Origin of the sequence: Stenotrophomonas sp. WED208 (assembly GCF_040984485.1) — a bacterium.
In the GTDB taxonomy this organism is placed as follows: Bacteria; Pseudomonadota; Gammaproteobacteria; order Xanthomonadales; family Xanthomonadaceae; genus Stenotrophomonas; species Stenotrophomonas riyadhensis.
The window spans coordinates 349266-366703 of record NZ_JAZARB010000001.1 but is presented as its reverse complement, the minus strand read 5'-3'; the positions used below and the strand labels follow the sequence as shown (position 1 = coordinate 366703).

Sequence of the window (17438 nt, the reverse complement as noted above, 5' to 3'; positions counted from 1 at the left end):
GGCGGGCCGCGGTCTGTGGCGTTCAGGCACGCCATCGTCGATAGTGTGGCCCCCTGCACAGTTCCGTCGCCGGAGCACCGCCATGACCGAAGCCCACCTGTTCGTGATCGGCATCCTGCTGGCCTGGCTGGCCGGCATCCGTGTCTACCTCACCGTGTTCGGCGTCGGCCTGGCCGGCCTGCTCGGCTGGGTCGACCTGCCGCCGGCCCTGCAGGCCACCGAATCGTGGTGGGTGCTGGGCACGTCCGCAGCGCTGGCAGTGACCGAATTCTTCGCCGACAAGATCCCCGGTGTGGATTCGGTCTGGGACCTGGTGCAGACACTCGCGCGCGTGCCTGCCGGCGCCTTCCTTGCCGCTGCCACGCTGTCGCCGGACGGCCAGCTGGGCACCGGCGCACTTGCCGCCGGCGCCGGTGTGGCGCTGGCCAGCCATGGCCTGAAGGCCGGCACCCGCGCCCTGCTCAATACCTCGCCGGAGCCTGCCAGCAACTGGGTCGCGTCCGCCGCCGAAGACACCGTGGTGATCGGCGGCCTCGCCCTGGCCCTGGCACATCCCTGGATCGCGCTGATCGTGGTGCTGGCCTGCAGCCTGGCCGGTGCACTGCTGGTGTGGCTGGTGTGGCGCGCCCTGTGGAAGGGCGTGCGCTGGCTGGCACGCAGCGCATCACCGGACAGTGCGCGGCAACCCGGCACCGGTTGATCGCCGGGCTTGTCGCATAATGGACGCGAACACCAGGAGCACCGATGGCCGCAAACGAATCCCCCGCGGGCGCCCGCCCGGGACGCGCTGAAACCCCTCCGGCCGATCATTGGCAACGCTGGACCGTCGAGACGGTCACCAGCGCTCCGGCAACACCTGTGGCGGTCATGCCGCAGAGCGCCGTTGCCGATGCTCCGTCGATCCACAGCGCACCACCGCCGCTTCCCGGCCCGGCCGTGCTGGCCGAGGCTGGCAACAACGACCAGGCACCGCCGCCGTCCGATTCGCCGTACCGCGTGCTGATCGTCGAGGACGATCGCGCCCAGGCGCTGTTCGCCCAGAGCGTGCTGCACGGTGCCGGCATGCAGGCGATCGTGCACAGCGATGCCGACGGCGCGCTGCAGGCGATCAGGGAACATCGCCCCGACCTGATCCTGATGGACCTGCACCTGCCTGGCCTCGATGGCATGCGCCTGACCGCGCTGATCCGCCAGCAACCTGGCCTGCAGCTGCTGCCGATCGTGTTCCTCAGCGGCGATCCGGACCCGGAGCGCCAGTTCGAAGTGCTCGACAGTGGCGCCGATGACTACCTGAGCAAGCCGATCCGCCCGCGCCACCTGATCGCTGCCGTGGCCAACCGCATCCGTCGCGCACGTGCGCAGGCCGCGACCCTGCCCGGTGCGAGCGGCGCACCGGCCACCAGCAATCCGGAAACGGGGTTGCCGACGCGTCATCACGTGCTGCAGCAGCTCAACGCTGCGCTCGCCCACCGCGACCCGGGCGGCGTGCTGTTCGTCGAAGTGTCCAGTGCGCTGGGGCTGCGCGAGCGCTATGGCTATGCGGCCTTCGAGCGTCTGATGGTGCAGGCCGGGCAGCGCCTGGCGGAAGCCGGTCACCCGCATCTGTTGGCACGCCTGAATGACAACAGCTTCCTGCTGCTCGTACGCAATACCGATGAGGACAGCCTGGAAGGTATCGCTGCGACGCTGCGCGAGCAGTTGTCGGCGCGCGCCTTCGTGATCCGCGACGATGAATCCGTGCACCTGCGCGGCGTGGTCGGCTACGCGCCGCTGTCGTCCGGCTTCGAGGATGCCAACAGTGCGCTGGAGGCCGTCGAACGCACCACCCTGCAGGCGCGCCTGCTCAGCGCCGGCGTGGCTGGCCACGTGCATCGCGACGTGATCAGCGAACAGGAGCACCTGGCGTTGCTGGAAGGCCAACTTGAGCTGGCCTATCAGCCGATCGTCGCCGTCGCCGGTGGCAACACCGCGCAGTACCAGCTGCTGCTGCGCCTGCGCCAGGCCGATGGCACGGTGCTGGCAGCCGGCCAGGTGATCCCGGCCGCGGAAGCCGCCGGGCGCATCGCCGACCTCGACCAGCAGGTGATGGATCACGCGCTGGGCCTGCTGGACCTGTACCGGCACGCAACGCAACCGCTGAACCTGTTCGTCTCGCAGTCGCTGCGCACCCTGCAGCGCGACGCGTTCGCCGACTGGCTGCTGGAATCGCTGCAGCAACGCGACCTGCCCGGCAGCGCACTGGTGATCGACGTGCGCCTGCCCGACGCGCTGATCCACACCGTGCCGCTGCAGCAGTTCTGCCAGCGCATGGCCGGGGCCGGCGTGCGCTTCTGCCTGAGCCAGTTCGAGCCCAGCGGCGAGGCCGATGCACTGCTGACCCAGCTGCCGCTGTCGTTCGTGCGCATGGCCGCGCGCTTCTCCAGCAGCCACTCCAATCCGGCCACGCGCGAAGAACTGCGCAAGGCGATTGAACGCGCACACGCCACCGGTCAGCAGATCATCGGCCAGCAGATCGAGGACCCGCAGGCTGCGGCCGCGATGTGGGTCGGCGGAGTCGATTACATCCAGGGCAACATGGTGCAGTCGGCCGGCAGCGACCTGAACTTCGACTTCCACAACGCGGTGCTCTGACGTGCCGCTGTGGGGCGTGCTGCTGGTTGCCCTTGCTGCGGCCGTCGCACTGCTGCTGTTGGGCCTGCGCCTGCGCGCGCGCAACCGGGCACTGGCCCAGCTGCAGCGCGAGCGCAGCCTGCTGGCCGCCGAACGCGACCAGCTGCGCCACACCACTGAACGCCAGGGCCAGCTGGAGCAGCAGCTGCTGCAGGCCAAGCAGGCCGCCGAAGCGGCGGTGCTGGCCAAGGGCGAATTCCTGGCCACGATGAGCCACGAGATCCGCACGCCGCTCAATGGCATCCTGCCGATGCTGGAACTGATCGCGCGCGGGCCGCTGGGCGAGGACCAGCGGCAGATGCTGGCCACTGCTTCGGCCAGCTCGCAGCAGCTGCTGCGCATCGTCGACGACATTCTCGACTACTCACGGCTGGAAGCGCAGGCACTTGAGCTGGAGATCACCAGCTTCAACCTGCGTGACCTGCTCGATGGTGTCGTGCAGCTGATGCAGCGCGCGGCCGACTCCAAGGGCCTGTCGCTGGGCCTGCAGCTGGATCCCTCCGTGCGCCTGCCGGTGCGCGGCGACCCGGTGCGCCTACGCCAGGTGCTGAGCAACCTGCTGGCCAACGCAATCAAGTTCACCGCGCGCGGCCAGGTACAGCTGCGCGTGCAGCGGCTGGGCGAAGGTCCTGCACAGCATCAGCTGCGCTTCGAGATCATCGATACCGGCATCGGCATCGATGCGGCCCTGCAGGCTCGCCTGTTCCAGTCCTTCAGCCAGGCCGACGCCTCCACCACCCGGATCTATGGTGGTACCGGCCTGGGCCTGGCCATCTGCAAGCGCATCATCGACCTGATGCACGGGCGCATCGGCGTGCAGTCCACGCCGGGCCAGGGGGCAACGTTCTGGTTCGAGATCCCGCTGTTGAAGGTACCCGGCGACCTGCCGGCGATGGCGCGGACGCCGGTCCCGCTGTTGCTGTTCAGTACCGATGCGATCCTGCAGGCGCGCATCGAGCGCATCGCAGCCCATCATGGGCTGCAGGTGCACGCGCTGGCGCAGGCCGACGCCGTGGTCGAGCGCCTGCGCGCGATGCCACGGCCCGGGCAACCGGCACCGGCCTGGCTGATTGTCGATGCACGTGCGCGCCGCATCAGCGAAGCCACCTTGCAACAGGCGTTGGCCGAGCGTGGCGAGGACGACACGCTGCAGGCCTTGTGGTTGCAGGACGATGCCCTTCCGGCACGCCCGCGCCAGCGCCAACTCCCCACGCACTTCGATGACGCCGCCCTGCATGCGCTGCTGGCTGCACCGGCCGCGCCTGCGCGCCCTGCCGCGCTGCTGGCCAATGCCGAAGAGGGGCAGCCCACACCCATGCTGCCCCCCTTGCACCTGCGCGTACTGCTGGTGGAGGACAACACGGTCAACCGGATGGTGGCCGAGCAACTGCTGCGTGTGTTCCAGTGCGAGGTCCGCAATGCCGCCGATGGCGAACAGGCGCTGCTGGCCCTGCGCGAGGGCGATGTGGATGTGGTGCTGATGGATTGCCAGATGCCGGTACTGGACGGCTATGCAGCCACCCGTCACTGGCGCGCCGAGGAGCGGGAAACTGGGCGCACGCGGCTGCCGATCATCGCGATGACTGCCAATGCGATGGCCGGTGACCGCGAACGCTGCCTGCAGGCCGGCATGGACGACTACCTGTCCAAGCCGATCGCACGCGTCACCTTGCATGCGCTGTTGAAGCGCTGGGGGGACGGTAGAGCTGCATCACCTGCACGGCCTTCTGTAGAGCCGAGCCATGCTCGGCTGACGGCCAATAGCAGTCGCGCTCCATCAGCCGAGCATGGCTCGGCTCTACAAGACGATGACAGCCGAGTCGGCTCCAAGCCACAGCCGGTGCTGGACCGCGATGTGCTGGACGAACTGCACGCGGTGATCGGCGACACCGCCTTCCAGATCATCATGGTGTTCCTGGACGATGCACCGGCGATGGTGCAGCAGCTGCAGCAGGTCGCGCAGGGCAGCGACGAGCCGCGACTGCAGGCAATCGCCCACAGCCTCAAATCATCGAGTGCGAACGTTGGGGCGTTGTCGCTGTCGGCGGTCGCGCAGCGGATCGAACATGAGGCCCGCAATGGCAGCCTGCAGCGCCCCGCCGTAGCAGTGGCGCTGCTGGTTGCGGAATTTGCCCGGGCACGCGTGGCGCTGACGGGCTACCTGGCACAGCATCGCGCCGGCCAGGCCGGCTGACTTACTCTTCCAGCTTGCTCAGCAGGTACTTCGGCTCGCCGATGCGCTCGATCAGGTCGAGCTGGGTCTCCAGCCAGTCGATGTGTTCTTCTTCCGAATCCAGGATCTTCACGAACAGCTGGCGGCTGACGTAGTCACCAACCGAATCGGAATAGGCCACGGCCTCGCGCAGGGTGACCACGCCGTCGCGTTCCAGCGACAGGTCGCACTGCAGGATCTCGGTCGGGTTCTCGCCGATGCGCAGCTTGCCCAGTGCCTGGAAGTTCGGCAGGCCTTCGAGGAACAGGATGCGGTCGGCGAGCATGTCGGCATGCTTCATCTCGTCGATCGATTCCTTGTACTCGTGTTCGGCCAGTTCCTTGATGCCCCAGTTCTTCAGCATCTTGGCGTGCAGGAAGTACTGGTTGATCGCGGTCAGCTCGTTGTAGAGGACCTTGTTGAGGAATTCGATGACCTTGGTGTCGCCCTTCATGGGGATGCTCCTGCACGCTGAAAACGCAGGCACTTTAGCGCCTTGCGTGCGGTCGTGAAGGAACGCGAATCGTGCGCATTGGCCTGTGCGGCCGCACGTGAAGGGTGCGAAAGCGCGGCGTCAACGCGCCGCGAAGAGACGATCAGGCGACCTGGGCCAAGCCCAGTACCGGCAGCGGCAGATCGTGGGTGGCACGCGCCTTGGCCAACAGATCGCCGGCCATGTCCAGGCAGGAACCGCAGGTGGCACCGCAACCGGTACGCATGGTCAGTTCGGCCACCGTGCTGACGCCATGGCTGGCGGCTTCGCGGATCTGGTGGTCGGTGACTCCGTTGCAGATGCAGACGTACACAGGCGTGGACCGGGCTGACAGGCCAGAAGCGGCCTGTTGGCTATTCCAATGGAAACGAGAATGGTTGTCAATCAGAGACCTGAACCATTCTCGATACCGTTCAGCCGTTCACGTGGCCGGACCATCGCCGGTGGCCTTCTTCGGCCAGTAGCCGCGGGTCCGCGGGCGCTTGCGTGGGCGGTCATGTCCGGCGGTATGGCCTGGCATCCAGGCCTCGGCGGCACTCTTGGGCATGGCGGTCACGCCCTGCCCGGCCACCCCGCGCGCCAACGGCGCCAGATGTCGCAGGGCGCGCGCATAGACGCCGCGTTTGAACATCACCACGTGCTCTACCGGGTACCAGAAGTCCACCCAGCGCCAGTGGTCGAACTCGGGCGAGTCGGTGTGGTCCAGCTTCACATGGGATTCGTCGCCGGTCAGGCGCAGCAGGAACCAGACCTGCTTCTGGCCGATGCAGACCTGCCGCTCGTTGCGGCGGATGGCCCGCGCCGGCAGCTTGTAGCGCAGCCAGCCGGGTGTCGCCCCGAGCACTTCCACATGCTCAGGCAGCAGGCCGGTCTCTTCCTGCAGTTCACGATACATGGCCTCGACAGGCGTCTCGTCGGTGTTCATGCCACCCTGCGGGAACTGCCAACCGTCCCGGCGCACGCGTCGTGCCCAGAACACCTGGCCGTCCTGCCGCATCAGCACGATGCCGACGTTCGGTCGATAGCCGTCCGGATCGATCACGATGCGGACTCCTAAAAAAATCTACTGGTCAGGACTATCCCATGCCCTCTGTCGGCCCACAAGCACGACACAAAAGTGTTGACAGGGGCGATACACATCCGCAGAATAGCGGGCTCACCAAGGCTATGTAGCTCAGCCGGTTAGAGCACAGCACTCATAATGCTGGGGTCGGTGGTTCGAGTCCACCCATAGCCACCACACTGAAAATCAAGTTGTTTTTCAGTGTGAAAAGTGAGAAAATAGTTGCACGTTTTGCCCCGTCGCCAAGCGGTAAGGCACCTGACTCTGACTCAGGCATTCGGTGGTTCGAATCCATCCGGGGCAGCCAAACAAAAAAGAAAAAAGCCTGATCGAAAGATCAGGCTTTTTTCTTTTTTGTTTGGTCACGCATCCCCCCTTATCCCCGCGCCTGTCGGCGCGCGCCCTTGAACATCAAGGGGACTCTTCTCCAGAGAGGTCCGGGGTCGGATCCTTTTCCAAAGGAAAAGGCTCTGACCCCACCCCATCGCCAGCCACTGGCCGGCAACCTGGAAATGCATGACCCCGAAACGACAAAAGCCCGGCCGAAGCCGGGCTTTTGCTTTTCCATCCAGCGGGCTCCCGAAGGAGCCCAACCAGGCGCGGTAAATCAGCGCTTGGAGAACTGGGTGGCGCGGCGGGCCTTGTGCAGACCAACCTTCTTACGCTCGACTTCACGGGCGTCACGGGTCATGAAGCCAGCCTTGCGCAGCTCGGACTTCAGGGTTTCGTCGTACTCGACCAGAGCACGGGCGATGCCCAGACGGATCGCACCGGCCTGGCCGGTGGTGCCGCCGCCAGCGGCGGTGACCAGGATGTCGAAGCTTTCGGTGTTCTTGGTCAGCTCGAGCGGCTGGCGCACGATCATGCGCGCGGTCTCACGACCGAAGAACTCGTCCAGCGGACGGCCATTGACGGTGATGTTGCCCGAACCCTTGCGCAGGAACACGCGAGCGGTGGAGGACTTGCGGCGGCCAGTGCCGTAGTTTTGAGTGATAGCCATGATTAGATATCCAGAACCTGCGGCTGCTGTGCGGCGTGCGGATGCTCAGTGCCGGCGTAGACCTTGAGCTTGCGGTACATCTGGCGACCCAGCGGGCCCTTCGGCAGCATGCCCTTCACGGCGATCTCGATCACGCGCTCCGGGTGGCGCTCCAGCGCCTGGGCCAGGGATTCGGTCTTCAGGTTGCCGATGTAACCGGTGAAACGGTGATACATCTTGTCCTGCAGCTTCTTGCCGGTGACGGCAATCTTTTCTGCATTGATGACGACCAGGTAGTCGCCGGTATCAACGTGCGGGGTGTAGACCGGCTTGTGCTTGCCACGCAGACGGCGGGCCAGCTCGGTGGCGAGACGGCCCAGGGTCTTGCCCTCGGCGTCGACGAGGTACCAGTCGCGCTGGACGGTCTCGTTCTTGGCAGTGAAAGTGCTCATGAAGAACTCTAGGTTAGGTCGGGCTCATTGCGGCGAAAGGCTCGCCGGAACTCTGCCACGCGTTGTGAAAAGGTGAAGCGTAAGAGGCGGGATTGTACGCAGGTCAGACCAGGGTTGCAAGCAGGGCCCTGACCGGGTTGGCAGGGGCGCGGGGCCGGGCGAGAATCGCGGGGTCTTCCGCCCCACCGTGTACCGCCATGACCGTGCTCCGCCAGATCACCCCGCTGGACCACCTGCTGACCGAGGCGCAGCGCGCCCTGGACACGGTGTTCGGCAACCCGCCGGCGGCCCGCTCCTATCCGGCTGCGGACACCGACGAGCCGGGCATGGACAGCACCGAACGCCGCCACGCGGCCGGCCTGATGCGGATCAACCACGTCGGCGAGGTCTGCGCACAGGGCCTGTACTTCGGCCAGGCCGCCGTGGCCCGCGACCCGGCCACGCGTGAACATCTGCTGGAAGCGGCCCAGGAAGAAACCGACCACCTGGCCTGGTGCGCCACCCGCCTGGGCGAACTGGACAGTCGTCCGAGCCTGTTCAACCCGCTCTGGTACGCCGGCAGCTACACCATCGGCACCCTGGCCGGGTTGCGTGGCGACGGCTGGAACCTGGGCTTTGTGGTCGAGACCGAGCGCCAGGTGGAGGCGCACCTGGACGAGCACCTGGTCGACCTGCCGGCCGGCGACCTGCGCAGCCGCGCGGTCATCGCCGTGATGAAGGAAGACGAGGCCCGCCATGCGGACCACGCCGAGCAGGCCGGCGCACGCCGCCTGCCGTTCCCGATCCCGGGCGCGATGGCGCTGGCTTCCAAGGTCATGAAGACCATCGCCTACCGGCTGTAAGCCCCGGGGAGTGCCGGCCGCTGGCCGGCAACCACGCAGGCACCGCAGAAGATCAGGAGGTTGCCGGCCAGCGGCCGGCACTACCGATTAATTGGGCGAGACCAGCTTCAGGCCGATCACACCGGCCACGATCAGGCCCACGCAGGCCAGGCGGGCCGGCGATGCGCTGTCATTGAACAGGTAGATGCCCAGCACCGCCACGCCCATGGCGCCGATGCCGGTCCAGATCGCGTAGGCCGTACCAACCGGAATGCTCTTCATCGCCTGGCTCATCAGGTACAGGCTGATCAGGGCGGACACCACCGTGGCAACGGTGGGCAGGGGTTTGCTGAAGCCTTCGGAGTACTTCATTCCAAGGGCAAAACCGATCTCGAACAGGCCGGCCAGCAGCAGGTAGATCCAGGGCATGGGTGGGGGCTCCTTACCTTTTTTGAGAAAAACGAAACGGCCCGGTGTTTTCACACCGGGCCGTGGGTCGGTACATCACCGTGGAACTATAACGCGTGCGGGGCACTGGTTCCACGGGGCGGGTCGTCCCGGCTGAGCGGCGATGCCTGCGGGCATCGCACATGGGGTTTACTCGGACAGGTTCCGGCCGTGGAACAGCTCTTCGATCTCGCGCTTGAGCAGCGCTTCGATCTTCATGCGTTCCTTGAACGACAGGTTCTTGGCCTTTTCCTCGAACAGGTACTGGTCCAGGTCGAAGTCCTTCAGGTGCATCTTCGTGTGGAAGATGTTTTCCTGGTAGACGTTGACGTCGAACATCTCGTAACGCGACTTGATGTTCTTGGCCAGGAAGTTCTGGATCGAGTTGATCTTGTGATCGATGTAGTGCTTCTTGCCCTTCACATCGCGGGTGAAGCCACGGACGCGGTAGTCCATGATCACGATGTCCGACTCGAGGCTTTCGATCAGGTAGTTCAACGCCTTCAACGGCGAAATGACGCCGCAGGTGGCCACGTCGATGTCGGCGCGGAAGGTGGCGATACCTTCCTGCGGGTGCGTTTCCGGATAGGTGTGCACGGTGATGTGCGACTTGTCCATGTGCGCGACCACGGCATCGGAGATCAGCTCCTTGCCGGCCTGCTTCTTGTCGATCACCGGTTCTTCGGAGATCAGGATGGTCACCGAGGCACCCTGCGGGTCGTAGTCCTGGCGGGCCACGTTCAGGATGTTGGCGCCGATGATCTCGGCGACATCGGTCAAGATTTGAGTCAGCCTGTCGGCGTTGTACTCTTCATCGATGTATTCAATGTAACGCTGACGCTCCTCTTCGGTGCGCGCGTAACACACGTCATAGATGTTGAAGCTCAGCGCCTTGGTGAGGTTGTTGAAACCCTGCAGCCTCAGGCGAGGCAACGGCTTGACCACGGCGGTCGATTCCTGTGTAAGAAGGGAAAGGGGGAATTATGGGGCAAACTGTCCCCGGGGGGAACGTGAAGAGCGCTCACATCTGGCACACTGTTTGCCCTTAACAATTGCGCTGGTTAAGCTCCGCTATCGACCCCGTGAATCCGTTCATGCGCAGAGGGAGCGCTCCTATCGTGTCAACCGTGCGCCTAGCTAGCAGTCCACTGGCCCTGGATATCGCCACAATCGATCGTTTCCTGGCGCACAGCCACAGGCGGCGATACCCCACCCGTACCGACGTCTTCCGACCCGGTGACCCGGCGGGAACCCTGTATTACGTCATCAGTGGCTCGGTTTCGATCATGGCCGAGGAAGATGACGATCGCGAGCTGGTGCTGGGCTACTTCGGTGCCGGCGAGTTCGTCGGCGAGATGGGCCTGTTCGTTGAATCGGACCGCCGCGAGGTGATCCTGAGGACCCGTACCGCCTGCGAGCTGGCCGAAATCAGCTACGAGCGCCTGCATCAGCTGTTCCTCGGCCCGCTGTCGGCCGATGCCCCGCGCCTGCTGTACGCGCTGGGCCAGCAGATCTCCAAGCGCCTGCTCGACACCAGCCGCAAGGCCAGCCGCCTGGCATTCCTGGACGTTACCGACCGGATCGTGCGCACCCTGCACGACCTGGCGCAGGAGCCGGAGGCGATGAGCCATCCGCAGGGCAGCCAGCTGCGCGTCTCGCGCCAGGAACTGGCCCGCCTGGTCGGCTGCTCGCGCGAAATGGCCGGCCGTGTGCTGAAGAAGCTGCAGACCGACGGCCTGCTGCATGCCCGCGGCAAGACCGTGGTGCTGTACGGCACCCGTTGACCGTTGAGCACCCGGTGGGTGGTGCGGACCTTGGTCCGCACTCCTTGGCGCGCTAGGCTCGGTACATGGAACTGAGCAGCGCATTCTGGTGGTTCATCCTCATCGGCCTGGGCGCCCAGCTGGTGGACGGCGCGCTGGGCATGGCGTTCGGCCTGGTGTCGTCGTCGGTGATGCTGGCCATGGGCATTCCGCCCGCGCAGGCCAGTGCAGCCATCCACACCGCCGAGGTGTTCACCACCGGCGCCTCCGGCGTGTCGCATCTGGTCGCCGGCAATGTCGATAAGCGCCTGTTCCTGCGCCTGGCGCTGCCCGGCGCAGTAGGCGGCGCAGTAGGTGCCTACGGGCTGACCCAGCTGCCCGGCGAGGTGATCCGCCCGCTCATCTATCTCTACCTGCTGGTGCTGGCCATCATCATCCTGGCGCGTGCCGCCGGCCGCCTGATGCCCAAGGGCGAGGTCAAGCGGGTGCCCGTGCTGGGCTTCGTGGCCGGCTTCCTGGATGCCAGCGGCGGGGGCGGCTGGGGACCGGTGGCCACCTCCACCCTGCTGGCCCGCGGCGGCCAGGCGCGCACCACCATCGGTACGGTGAACGCGGCCGAATTCGTGGTCACCCTGACGGTTTCAGCTACGTTCCTGCTGTCGATGGGCCTGCATCACCTGCAGATCGTGGCCGGCCTGCTGATCGGCGGCATGATGGCCGCACCGGTGGCGGCACTGCTGGTGAAGCGCCTGAAGGAGCGCTGGGTACTGGTGGCCGTCGGCGTGCTGGTACTGGGCATCAGCCTGTTCCAGATCGGGCATGCGCTGACCGGGTATCTGGCGCGCTGAACGTTTGCCGGCCAGCGGCCGGCACTACCAGGACGGAAAAGGGGTAGTGCCGGCCGCTGGCCGGCAGATCCATCACCGTGCGGCGGGATCAGGCCTTGTCGCCGCCACGGTCCACGCAGCCCCAGTTGAGGATGCGGGTGCCGGCCGGCAGCACGCGGCGGAAGAAGTCCACGCGGCCCGGCTTCGGGTTCACCACCACCGGCGCCTTGGCGGCCAGCAGCAGCGGCAGGTCGGCAGTACTGTCGGAGTACGCGACGTCGATGTCGCCATAGCCGCGCTCGCGCAGCATGCGCATCTTCTCTTCGTTGTGGCAGTGGCGGGTCGGGCCGACGCCGCCCAGCCGCGGGCCGACCTCGGTGCCGATCACCGGCACGTCCTGGTGGGCCACGAAGGCCAGGATCGCGCGCGCCAGTTCCGGCGGCGCGCCGGTAGCGACCACCACGCGGTCGCCCTTGGCGCGGTGCGCAGCAAAGACCTCCAGCGCCTGCGGCAGCAGCTTGGCGCGCATCTGCGCCTCGTTGCGCAGCACGTAGGCGTCGATCACCTTGTTGAAATCACGCGCACGGTGCAGGCCGAAGCTGCCGATCCACACATAGACCGAAATGCCGGTGCGACGCGTCGGCAGCATCGCCACCAGCGGCCCGGCGATCGGCGTGACCAGCAGCGCCGCCAGCATCCGCAGTGGGTTGCGCTTGATCAGCGAAGCGAACAGGTGAGTGCCCGAATCGCCGTCGTAGAGGGTGTGGTCGAAGTCGAAGACCACCAGCGGCGCATCCTCGCGCGGCGTCGGATAGTGCGTTGTCATGCCGCGAAGAATAGCTGACGCAGGCCCTCGCCCGGCTCTTCCACGCGCATGAAGGCCTCGCCGACCAGGAACGCATGGATACCGGCATCGCGCATCAGCGCCACGTCCTGCGGACCGAGGATGCCGCTCTCGGTGACCAGCAGGCGATCGCGCGGCACCGCCTTCTGCATGTCCAGCGTGGTCTGCAGCGACACCTCGAAGGTGCGCAGGTTGCGGTTGTTGATGCCGATCATCGGCGCCGGTACCTGCAGCGCACGCTCCAGCTCGTCGATGTCGTGCACTTCCACCAGCACGTCCATGCCCAGCGACAACGCCAGTTCGGACAGCGTGGCCAGCTGGGTGTCGTCCAGCGCGGCGACGATCAGCAGGATGCAGTCGGCGCCCAGCACGCGCGCCTCGTACACCTGGTAGGCGTCGATCACGAAGTCCTTGCGCAGCACCGGCAGCGTGCAGGCTTCGCGGGCCTGCTGCAGGTAGGCGTCGGCGCCCTGGAAGAAGTCCACGTCGGTCAACACCGACAGGCAGCTGGCGCCACCGAACTCGTAGCTGACCGCGATGTCGGCCGGGCGGAAGTCCGGGCGGATCACACCCTTGGAGGGGCTGGCCTTCTTCACCTCGGCAATCACCGCCGGGTCGCCGTTGGCCACCGCCGCCTGCAGCGCGCGCACGAAGCCACGTACCGGCGGGGCGCTGGCCACGGCGGCCTGCAGCTCCTCGAGCGGGCGCTGGGCGCGGCGCTGGGCCACTTCTTCGGCCTTGCGGGCCAGGATCGTCTGCAGGATGTCGCTCATCGTCTTCGGTTCGGTGCGGGGGCGGTGAGGACGGCCATTATCGGCCATCAAGAGGGTCAGGCTGAACCGCGCGCTCAGGCAACCAGCGCGCGGGTAGTCTCTACATACTGCTGCAGGCGCTGGCGGGCGCTGCCGTTGGCGATGGCGGCACGGGCGCGGGCCAGGCCGTCGCCGATGTCGCTGGCCACGCCGGCCACGTACAGCGCGGCGCCGGCATTCAGGGCCACGATGTCCAGCGCCGGACCGGGCTGGTTGTCCAGCACCGCGCGCAGCATCGCAATGGACTGCTCCGGGCTGTCCACGCGCAGGTTGCGGCTGGCCGACATGGCGATGCCGAAGTCTTCCGGGTGGATCTCGTACTCGCGCACCTTGCCATCGCGCAGCTCGCCCACCAGGGTGCCGGCGCCCAGCGAAATCTCGTCCATGTTGTCGCGACCCCAGACCACCATGGCGCGTTCGGTACCCAGCTCGCGCAGCACCCGTGCCTGGATCCCCACCAGATCGGGGTGGAACACGCCCATCAGTACCGACGGTGCGCTGGCCGGGTTGGTCAGCGGGCCAAGGATGTTGAAGATGGTGCGCACGCCCATCTCGCGGCGGACCGGCGCGACCACCTTCATCGACGGGTGATGGATCGGCGCGAACATGAAACCGATGCCGGTCTGTTCGATGGCCGCGGCCACCTGCGCCGGCTGCAGCTCGATGGCCGCACCCAGTGCTTCCACCGCATCGGCGCTGCCGGACTTGGACGACACGCTGCGGTTGCCATGCTTGGCCACGCGCGCACCGGCCGCAGCGGCGACGAACATCGCGCAGGTAGAGATGTTGAAGGTGTGCGAGCCATCGCCACCGGTGCCGACGATGTCGACCAGGTGGGTGCTGTCGGCCACCGGCACCGCCAGCGCGAATTCACGCATGACCGTGGCCGCCGCGGCGATCTCGTCGATGGTTTCCTTCTTCACGCGCAGGCCGGTGAGGATCGCGGCGGTCATCATCGGCGAGACGTCGCCGCGCATGATCTGCCGCATCAGGTCGACCATTTCGTCGAAGAAGATTTCGCGGTGCTCGATGGTGCGTTGCAGGGCTTCCTGGGGGGAGAAGCTCATGGGAATGCTCCTTGGATCAGGCCGCCGGACGCTGCAGGAAATTGCGCAGCAGGGCGTGGCCGTGTTCGGTGAGTATGGATTCGGGATGGAACTGCACGCCTTCCACCGGGAACTGGCGGTGGCGCAGGCCCATGATCTCTTCGATCGAGCCGTCGTCGTTCTCGGTCCAGGCGGTCACTTCCAGGCAGTCCGGCAGGCTGTTCTTGTCCACCACCAGCGAGTGGTAGCGGGTGGCCTGGTAGCGGTCCGGCAGGCCAGCGAACACGCCCTTGCCTTCATGGCGGATCGGCGAGGTCTTGCCGTGCATGATGTTGCCGGCACGGATGACCGTGCCGCCGTAGACCTGGCCGATGCCCTGGTGGCCCAGGCAGACGCCGAGGATGGGCGTGGTCGGGCCCAGGCGCTGGATCAGCTCCAGCGACACGCCCGCTTCGTTGGGCGTGCACGGGCCGGGCGAGATGACGATGCGCTCGGGCTTCTGCGCGGCGATCTCGTCCACGCTCATCGCATCGTTGCGCACCACCTTCACCTCGGCGCCCAGCGTCTGCAGGTACTGCACGAGGTTGTAGGTGAAGCTGTCGTAGTTGTCGATCATCCACAACATGGTCAGGTTCCGTCGCTTATCAGGAAAATGGCGTACACGTTTTCGGTGTAGGTGATGGGACCGGCCTCGATCGACTCCGGTGCCATGGGTGCGGGCGCTGCAGCGCTGCCGGTCAGGGTGATATCGGTAAGGCGTGGCTCAGGCACGCCGCTCACCTCACCCTCGACCGGCTGTGGCCATCGGCCGGCCTGGATGCCATAGGCGAAGTCCGGGGCCACGTCGGAGATGCTGTACAGGCCTCGCAGCTGGGTGCCGTAGGCCTTGGCCAGGCCCTGTGCGGACTCGCGGGTCCTGGCCGCGGCCTCGCCCTTGAGTTCGCGGCGCAGCGCCACTTCGCCCGAGTAGGTCGGGGCCACGCTGCTGACCTGCAGGTTCTCGTTGGCCTTCAGTGCAGCCAGCGTTGCCTGCATGGCCTGCACACTGGCGAAGCTCGCACGCAGCTGGCGCGCCACGCGGGTACCGATGAAGACCTGCTTGCCATTGTCGTAGCGATGGGCTGGACCGATCCGCAGGTTGTCCGCACGCACGCTGCCTTCCACCGCCTTGTTCTGCTTGAACAGCGCCAGCACGCGCGCGACGTTGTCCTGCACGCGGCGGCGCGCGGCGTCGGCATCCATGTCGGTCTCTTCGATGTTCAACTGCAGGCCGAACCGGTCCGGCATCACCACGCGGCGCGCCTCGCCCTTCACCAGCAGGTGCGGCTGCGAGGGAATGGTATTGGCCTGCGCCCACGCAGACGGGGCCATCGTGGCCAGCAGTGACGACCACAGCAATGCGCTCAGCAGCTTCATGCAGTACTCCTTGTCTTGAACGGGAACGGCGGAACGACCACGGCGCAGCGGCCGTGGCGAGGCAGGCTTACAGGCCCTTGGCGGCCTGGGCGACGGCGCGGAACAGCGCGCGGCCCTTGTTCATCGTCTCGTCCCATTCCTTGTCCGGGTCCGAGTCGTAGACGATGCCGGCGCCGGCCTGCACGTACAGGCGGCCATCCTTGATCACCGCGGTGCGGATCGCGATCGCGGTATCGGCGTCGCCGTGCCAGCCGATGTAGCCGATGCTGCCGGCGTAGACATTGCGCTTGATCGGTTCCAGCTCGCGGATCACTTCCAGCGCACGGATCTTCGGCGCACCGCTGACGGTGCCGGCCGGGAAGGTGGCGCGCAGCACGTCGGCGTAGCTCAGGCCCGGCTGCAGCTGCCCGGTCACTTCGCTGACGATATGCATGACGTGGCTGTAGCGCTCGATCACGAACTGCTCGCCCACTTCCACGGTGCCGGCCTTCGATACGCGACCAGCATCGTTGCGGCCGAGGTCGATCAGCATCAGGTGCTCGGCACGTTCCTTCGGATCGGCCAGCAGCTCGGCTTCCAGCGCCAGGTCCTGCTCGACGGTCGCACCGCGCGGACGCGTGCCGGCGATTGGACGCACGGTGACTTCGCCATCCTGCAGGCGCACCAGGATTTCCGGCGAGGAACCGACCACCTGCAGGTCGCCGACATCGAGGAAATACATGTACGGCGAGGGATTCAATGCGCGCAGCGCGCGGTACACATCCACCGGGCGCGCCTTGAACGGCACGCTCAGGCGCTGGCTCAGCACCACCTGGAAGATGTCGCCGGCACGGATGTATTCCTTGCTGCGCTGGACCGCATCGACGAAGCCTTCGCGGGTGAAGCCGGAGACGAAATCGGACTCGTCCAGCACGTCGCTGTTGAGCGGCGCGGGATAGCCGGCCCCCGGTGCGCGCAGCTTGGCGGTCAATGCATCCAGGCGTGCCTGGGCCTGCTCGAAGGCACCGTCGACACGCGGATCGGCATGCACGATCAGGTACAGCCGGCCCTTGAGGTTGTCGAACACCGCCAGCTCGTTGGAGTCCAGCAGCAGGATGTCCGGCGTGCCCAGCTCATCGCGGCCGGCCGGCGGCGCCAGGCGCGGTTCGATGTAGCCGATGCACTCGAAACCGAACCAGCCGACCAGGCCGCCGGTGAAGCCCGGCAGGCCTTCCAGCTTCGGCACCGAGTGGGCGCTGCGCAGTGCCTCGACTTCGGCGAACGGGTCGGCCACCTCGCGGGTTTCCACCACCTGGCCGTCTTCGCGCACGGTCAGCGTGTGGCCGTGGAAGGCGTACACGCGACGCGCCGGCAGGCCGATGATCGAGTAACGACCAAAGCGCTCGCCGCCTTCGACGGATTCAAACAGGTAGGTATTGGGGCCGTCGGCGAGCTTCAGATAGACCGAAAGCGGCGTGTCCAGGTCGGACAGCACTTCACGGACGACGGGAATATGGGTGTGGCCTTCAGCGGCCTGCAGCTGAAACTGAGCGTGCGAGTTCAAGACGACTTTCCTTCCGGGACACAGCGTTATGGGGGCGGACGACGGCAACG

General features: G+C 66.4%; 19 protein-coding genes and 2 tRNA genes. 8 read left to right on the top strand and 13 right to left on the bottom strand.

The annotated features are described in order from the left end of the window. Positions 1-82: 82 nt before the first annotated feature. From VPH47_RS01595 to VPH47_RS01585, 3 genes are read left to right on the top strand one after another with little or no spacing between them, the layout of a single operon-like run. The gene (locus VPH47_RS01595; RefSeq protein WP_110713963.1) at positions 83-700 is read left to right on the top strand and encodes a DUF4126 domain-containing protein; all 618 of its coding nucleotides are present in this window, start codon (positions 83-85) and stop codon (positions 698-700) included. A 44-nt stretch (positions 701-744) separates the two neighbouring features. Next, on the top strand, positions 745-2631 hold the full coding sequence (locus VPH47_RS01590; RefSeq protein WP_110713964.1) for an EAL domain-containing protein: 1887 nt from the start codon (positions 745-747) through the stop codon (positions 2629-2631). A gap of 1 nt (position 2632) precedes the next feature. After that, positions 2633-4864 carry an ATP-binding protein gene (locus VPH47_RS01585; RefSeq protein ID WP_368849974.1) on the top strand — a complete coding sequence of 744 codons (2232 nt, stop codon included), beginning with the start codon at positions 2633-2635 and terminating at the stop codon, positions 4862-4864. A 1-nt stretch (position 4865) separates the two neighbouring features. Here VPH47_RS01585 and bfr read toward each other — a convergent pair whose 3' ends face one another. The 3 genes from bfr to VPH47_RS01570 form a co-directional block, all read right to left on the bottom strand. Continuing rightward, complete coding sequence (gene bfr, locus VPH47_RS01580) at positions 4866-5336, bottom strand: bacterioferritin (protein WP_005419804.1); 471 nt, start codon at positions 5334-5336, stop codon at positions 4866-4868. Positions 5337-5478: 142 nt separating this feature from the next. After that, complete coding sequence (locus VPH47_RS01575) at positions 5479-5688, bottom strand: bacterioferritin-associated ferredoxin (RefSeq protein ID WP_005411309.1); 210 nt, start codon at positions 5686-5688, stop codon at positions 5479-5481. 108 nt (positions 5689-5796) lie between these two features. Continuing rightward, a complete protein-coding gene (locus VPH47_RS01570) occupies positions 5797-6417 on the bottom strand; it encodes an RNA pyrophosphohydrolase (protein ID WP_032127170.1) in 621 nt (206 codons plus the stop codon). A gap of 121 nt (positions 6418-6538) precedes the next feature. Here VPH47_RS01570 and VPH47_RS01565 point away from each other — a divergent pair. After that, positions 6539-6615, top strand: a tRNA-Met gene (locus VPH47_RS01565). 55 nt (positions 6616-6670) lie between these two features. Next, positions 6671-6745: transfer RNA gene (locus VPH47_RS01560), tRNA-Gln, on the top strand. 300 nt (positions 6746-7045) lie between these two features. Here VPH47_RS01560 and rpsI read toward each other — a convergent pair. Together rpsI and rplM are read right to left on the bottom strand one after the other, a co-directional pair. Further along, positions 7046-7438, bottom strand: coding sequence for a 30S ribosomal protein S9 (rpsI, locus tag VPH47_RS01555; protein WP_005411311.1), 393 nt, complete (start codon positions 7436-7438; stop codon positions 7046-7048). Positions 7439-7440: 2 nt separating this feature from the next. After that, positions 7441-7869 carry a 50S ribosomal protein L13 gene (rplM, locus tag VPH47_RS01550; RefSeq protein ID WP_005414692.1) on the bottom strand — a complete coding sequence of 143 codons (429 nt, stop codon included), beginning with the start codon at positions 7867-7869 and terminating at the stop codon, positions 7441-7443. Positions 7870-8066: 197 nt separating this feature from the next. Between rplM and coq7 the strand changes: the two genes are divergently transcribed. Beyond that, positions 8067-8711 (top strand): 2-polyprenyl-3-methyl-6-methoxy-1,4-benzoquinone monooxygenase, encoded by a 645-nt coding sequence (gene coq7, locus VPH47_RS01545; RefSeq protein ID WP_368849973.1) that lies wholly within the window; start codon positions 8067-8069, stop codon positions 8709-8711. 87 nt (positions 8712-8798) lie between these two features. Here the strand turns inward: coq7 and sugE are convergent, their stop codons facing one another. Continuing rightward, a complete protein-coding gene (gene sugE / locus VPH47_RS01540) occupies positions 8799-9119 on the bottom strand; it encodes a quaternary ammonium compound efflux SMR transporter SugE (RefSeq protein ID WP_005419816.1) in 321 nt (106 codons plus the stop codon). Between the two features lie 168 nt (positions 9120-9287). Next, positions 9288-10082, bottom strand: a complete 795-nt coding sequence (speD, locus tag VPH47_RS01535; RefSeq protein ID WP_006473908.1) for an adenosylmethionine decarboxylase — start codon at positions 10080-10082, stop codon at positions 9288-9290. Positions 10083-10231: 149 nt separating this feature from the next. On the opposite strand from speD, the gene crp reads away from it, so the two are divergent. Both crp and VPH47_RS01525 read left to right on the top strand, forming a co-directional pair. Next, positions 10232-10921 carry a cAMP-activated global transcriptional regulator CRP gene (gene crp, locus VPH47_RS01530; RefSeq protein WP_010482649.1) on the top strand — a complete coding sequence of 230 codons (690 nt, stop codon included), beginning with the start codon at positions 10232-10234 and terminating at the stop codon, positions 10919-10921. 65 nt (positions 10922-10986) lie between these two features. Further along, positions 10987-11748, top strand: a complete 762-nt coding sequence (locus tag VPH47_RS01525; protein WP_014038735.1) for a sulfite exporter TauE/SafE family protein — start codon at positions 10987-10989, stop codon at positions 11746-11748. 88 nt (positions 11749-11836) lie between these two features. Here VPH47_RS01525 and VPH47_RS01520 read toward each other — a convergent pair whose 3' ends face one another. The 6 genes from VPH47_RS01520 to trpE all read right to left on the bottom strand — a co-directional run bounded on the left by VPH47_RS01520 (position 11837) and on the right by trpE (position 17388). Beyond that, complete coding sequence (locus VPH47_RS01520) at positions 11837-12553, bottom strand: haloacid dehalogenase-like hydrolase (RefSeq protein WP_368849972.1); 717 nt, start codon at positions 12551-12553, stop codon at positions 11837-11839. After that, positions 12550-13344 carry an indole-3-glycerol phosphate synthase TrpC gene (trpC, locus tag VPH47_RS01515; protein WP_106550927.1) on the bottom strand — a complete coding sequence of 265 codons (795 nt, stop codon included), beginning with the start codon at positions 13342-13344 and terminating at the stop codon, positions 12550-12552. Before trpC ends, VPH47_RS01520 begins: the two co-directional genes overlap by 4 nt. 74 nt (positions 13345-13418) lie before the next feature. Then, on the bottom strand, positions 13419-14450 hold the full coding sequence (trpD, locus tag VPH47_RS01510; RefSeq protein ID WP_110713969.1) for an anthranilate phosphoribosyltransferase: 1032 nt from the start codon (positions 14448-14450) through the stop codon (positions 13419-13421). 16 nt (positions 14451-14466) lie between these two features. Beyond that, on the bottom strand, positions 14467-15054 hold the full coding sequence (locus VPH47_RS01505; RefSeq protein ID WP_014648668.1) for an aminodeoxychorismate/anthranilate synthase component II: 588 nt from the start codon (positions 15052-15054) through the stop codon (positions 14467-14469). Positions 15055-15056: 2 nt separating this feature from the next. Continuing rightward, complete coding sequence (locus VPH47_RS01500) at positions 15057-15845, bottom strand: SIMPL domain-containing protein (protein WP_110713970.1); 789 nt, start codon at positions 15843-15845, stop codon at positions 15057-15059. Between the two features lie 67 nt (positions 15846-15912). Continuing rightward, positions 15913-17388, bottom strand: coding sequence for an anthranilate synthase component I (gene trpE, locus VPH47_RS01495; protein ID WP_110713971.1), 1476 nt, complete (start codon positions 17386-17388; stop codon positions 15913-15915). Between the last annotated feature and the right edge of the window lie 50 nt (positions 17389-17438).

Coding starts and splice junctions, on each gene's coding strand:
- VPH47_RS01525 (WP_014038735.1), top strand. CDS start 10,987: ATGGAACTGAGCAGCGCATTCTGGTGGTTCATCCTCATCGGCCTGGGC.
- VPH47_RS01500 (WP_110713970.1), bottom strand. CDS start 15,845: ATGAAGCTGCTGAGCGCATTGCTGTGGTCGTCACTGCTGGCCACGATG.
- crp (WP_010482649.1), top strand. CDS start 10,232: ATGCGCAGAGGGAGCGCTCCTATCGTGTCAACCGTGCGCCTAGCTAGC.
- VPH47_RS01520 (WP_368849972.1), bottom strand. CDS start 12,553: ATGACAACGCACTATCCGACGCCGCGCGAGGATGCGCCGCTGGTGGTC.
- rpsI (WP_005411311.1), bottom strand. CDS start 7,438: ATGGCTATCACTCAAAACTACGGCACTGGCCGCCGCAAGTCCTCCACC.
- VPH47_RS01505 (WP_014648668.1), bottom strand. CDS start 15,054: ATGTTGTGGATGATCGACAACTACGACAGCTTCACCTACAACCTCGTG.
- coq7 (WP_368849973.1), top strand. CDS start 8,067: ATGACCGTGCTCCGCCAGATCACCCCGCTGGACCACCTGCTGACCGAG.
- bfr (WP_005419804.1), bottom strand. CDS start 5,336: ATGAAGGGCGACACCAAGGTCATCGAATTCCTCAACAAGGTCCTCTAC.
- trpC (WP_106550927.1), bottom strand. CDS start 13,344: ATGAGCGACATCCTGCAGACGATCCTGGCCCGCAAGGCCGAAGAAGTG.
- sugE (WP_005419816.1), bottom strand. CDS start 9,119: ATGCCCTGGATCTACCTGCTGCTGGCCGGCCTGTTCGAGATCGGTTTT.
- VPH47_RS01590 (WP_110713964.1), top strand. CDS start 745: ATGGCCGCAAACGAATCCCCCGCGGGCGCCCGCCCGGGACGCGCTGAA.
- rplM (WP_005414692.1), bottom strand. CDS start 7,869: ATGAGCACTTTCACTGCCAAGAACGAGACCGTCCAGCGCGACTGGTAC.
- VPH47_RS01595 (WP_110713963.1), top strand. CDS start 83: ATGACCGAAGCCCACCTGTTCGTGATCGGCATCCTGCTGGCCTGGCTG.
- trpD (WP_110713969.1), bottom strand. CDS start 14,450: ATGAGCTTCTCCCCCCAGGAAGCCCTGCAACGCACCATCGAGCACCGC.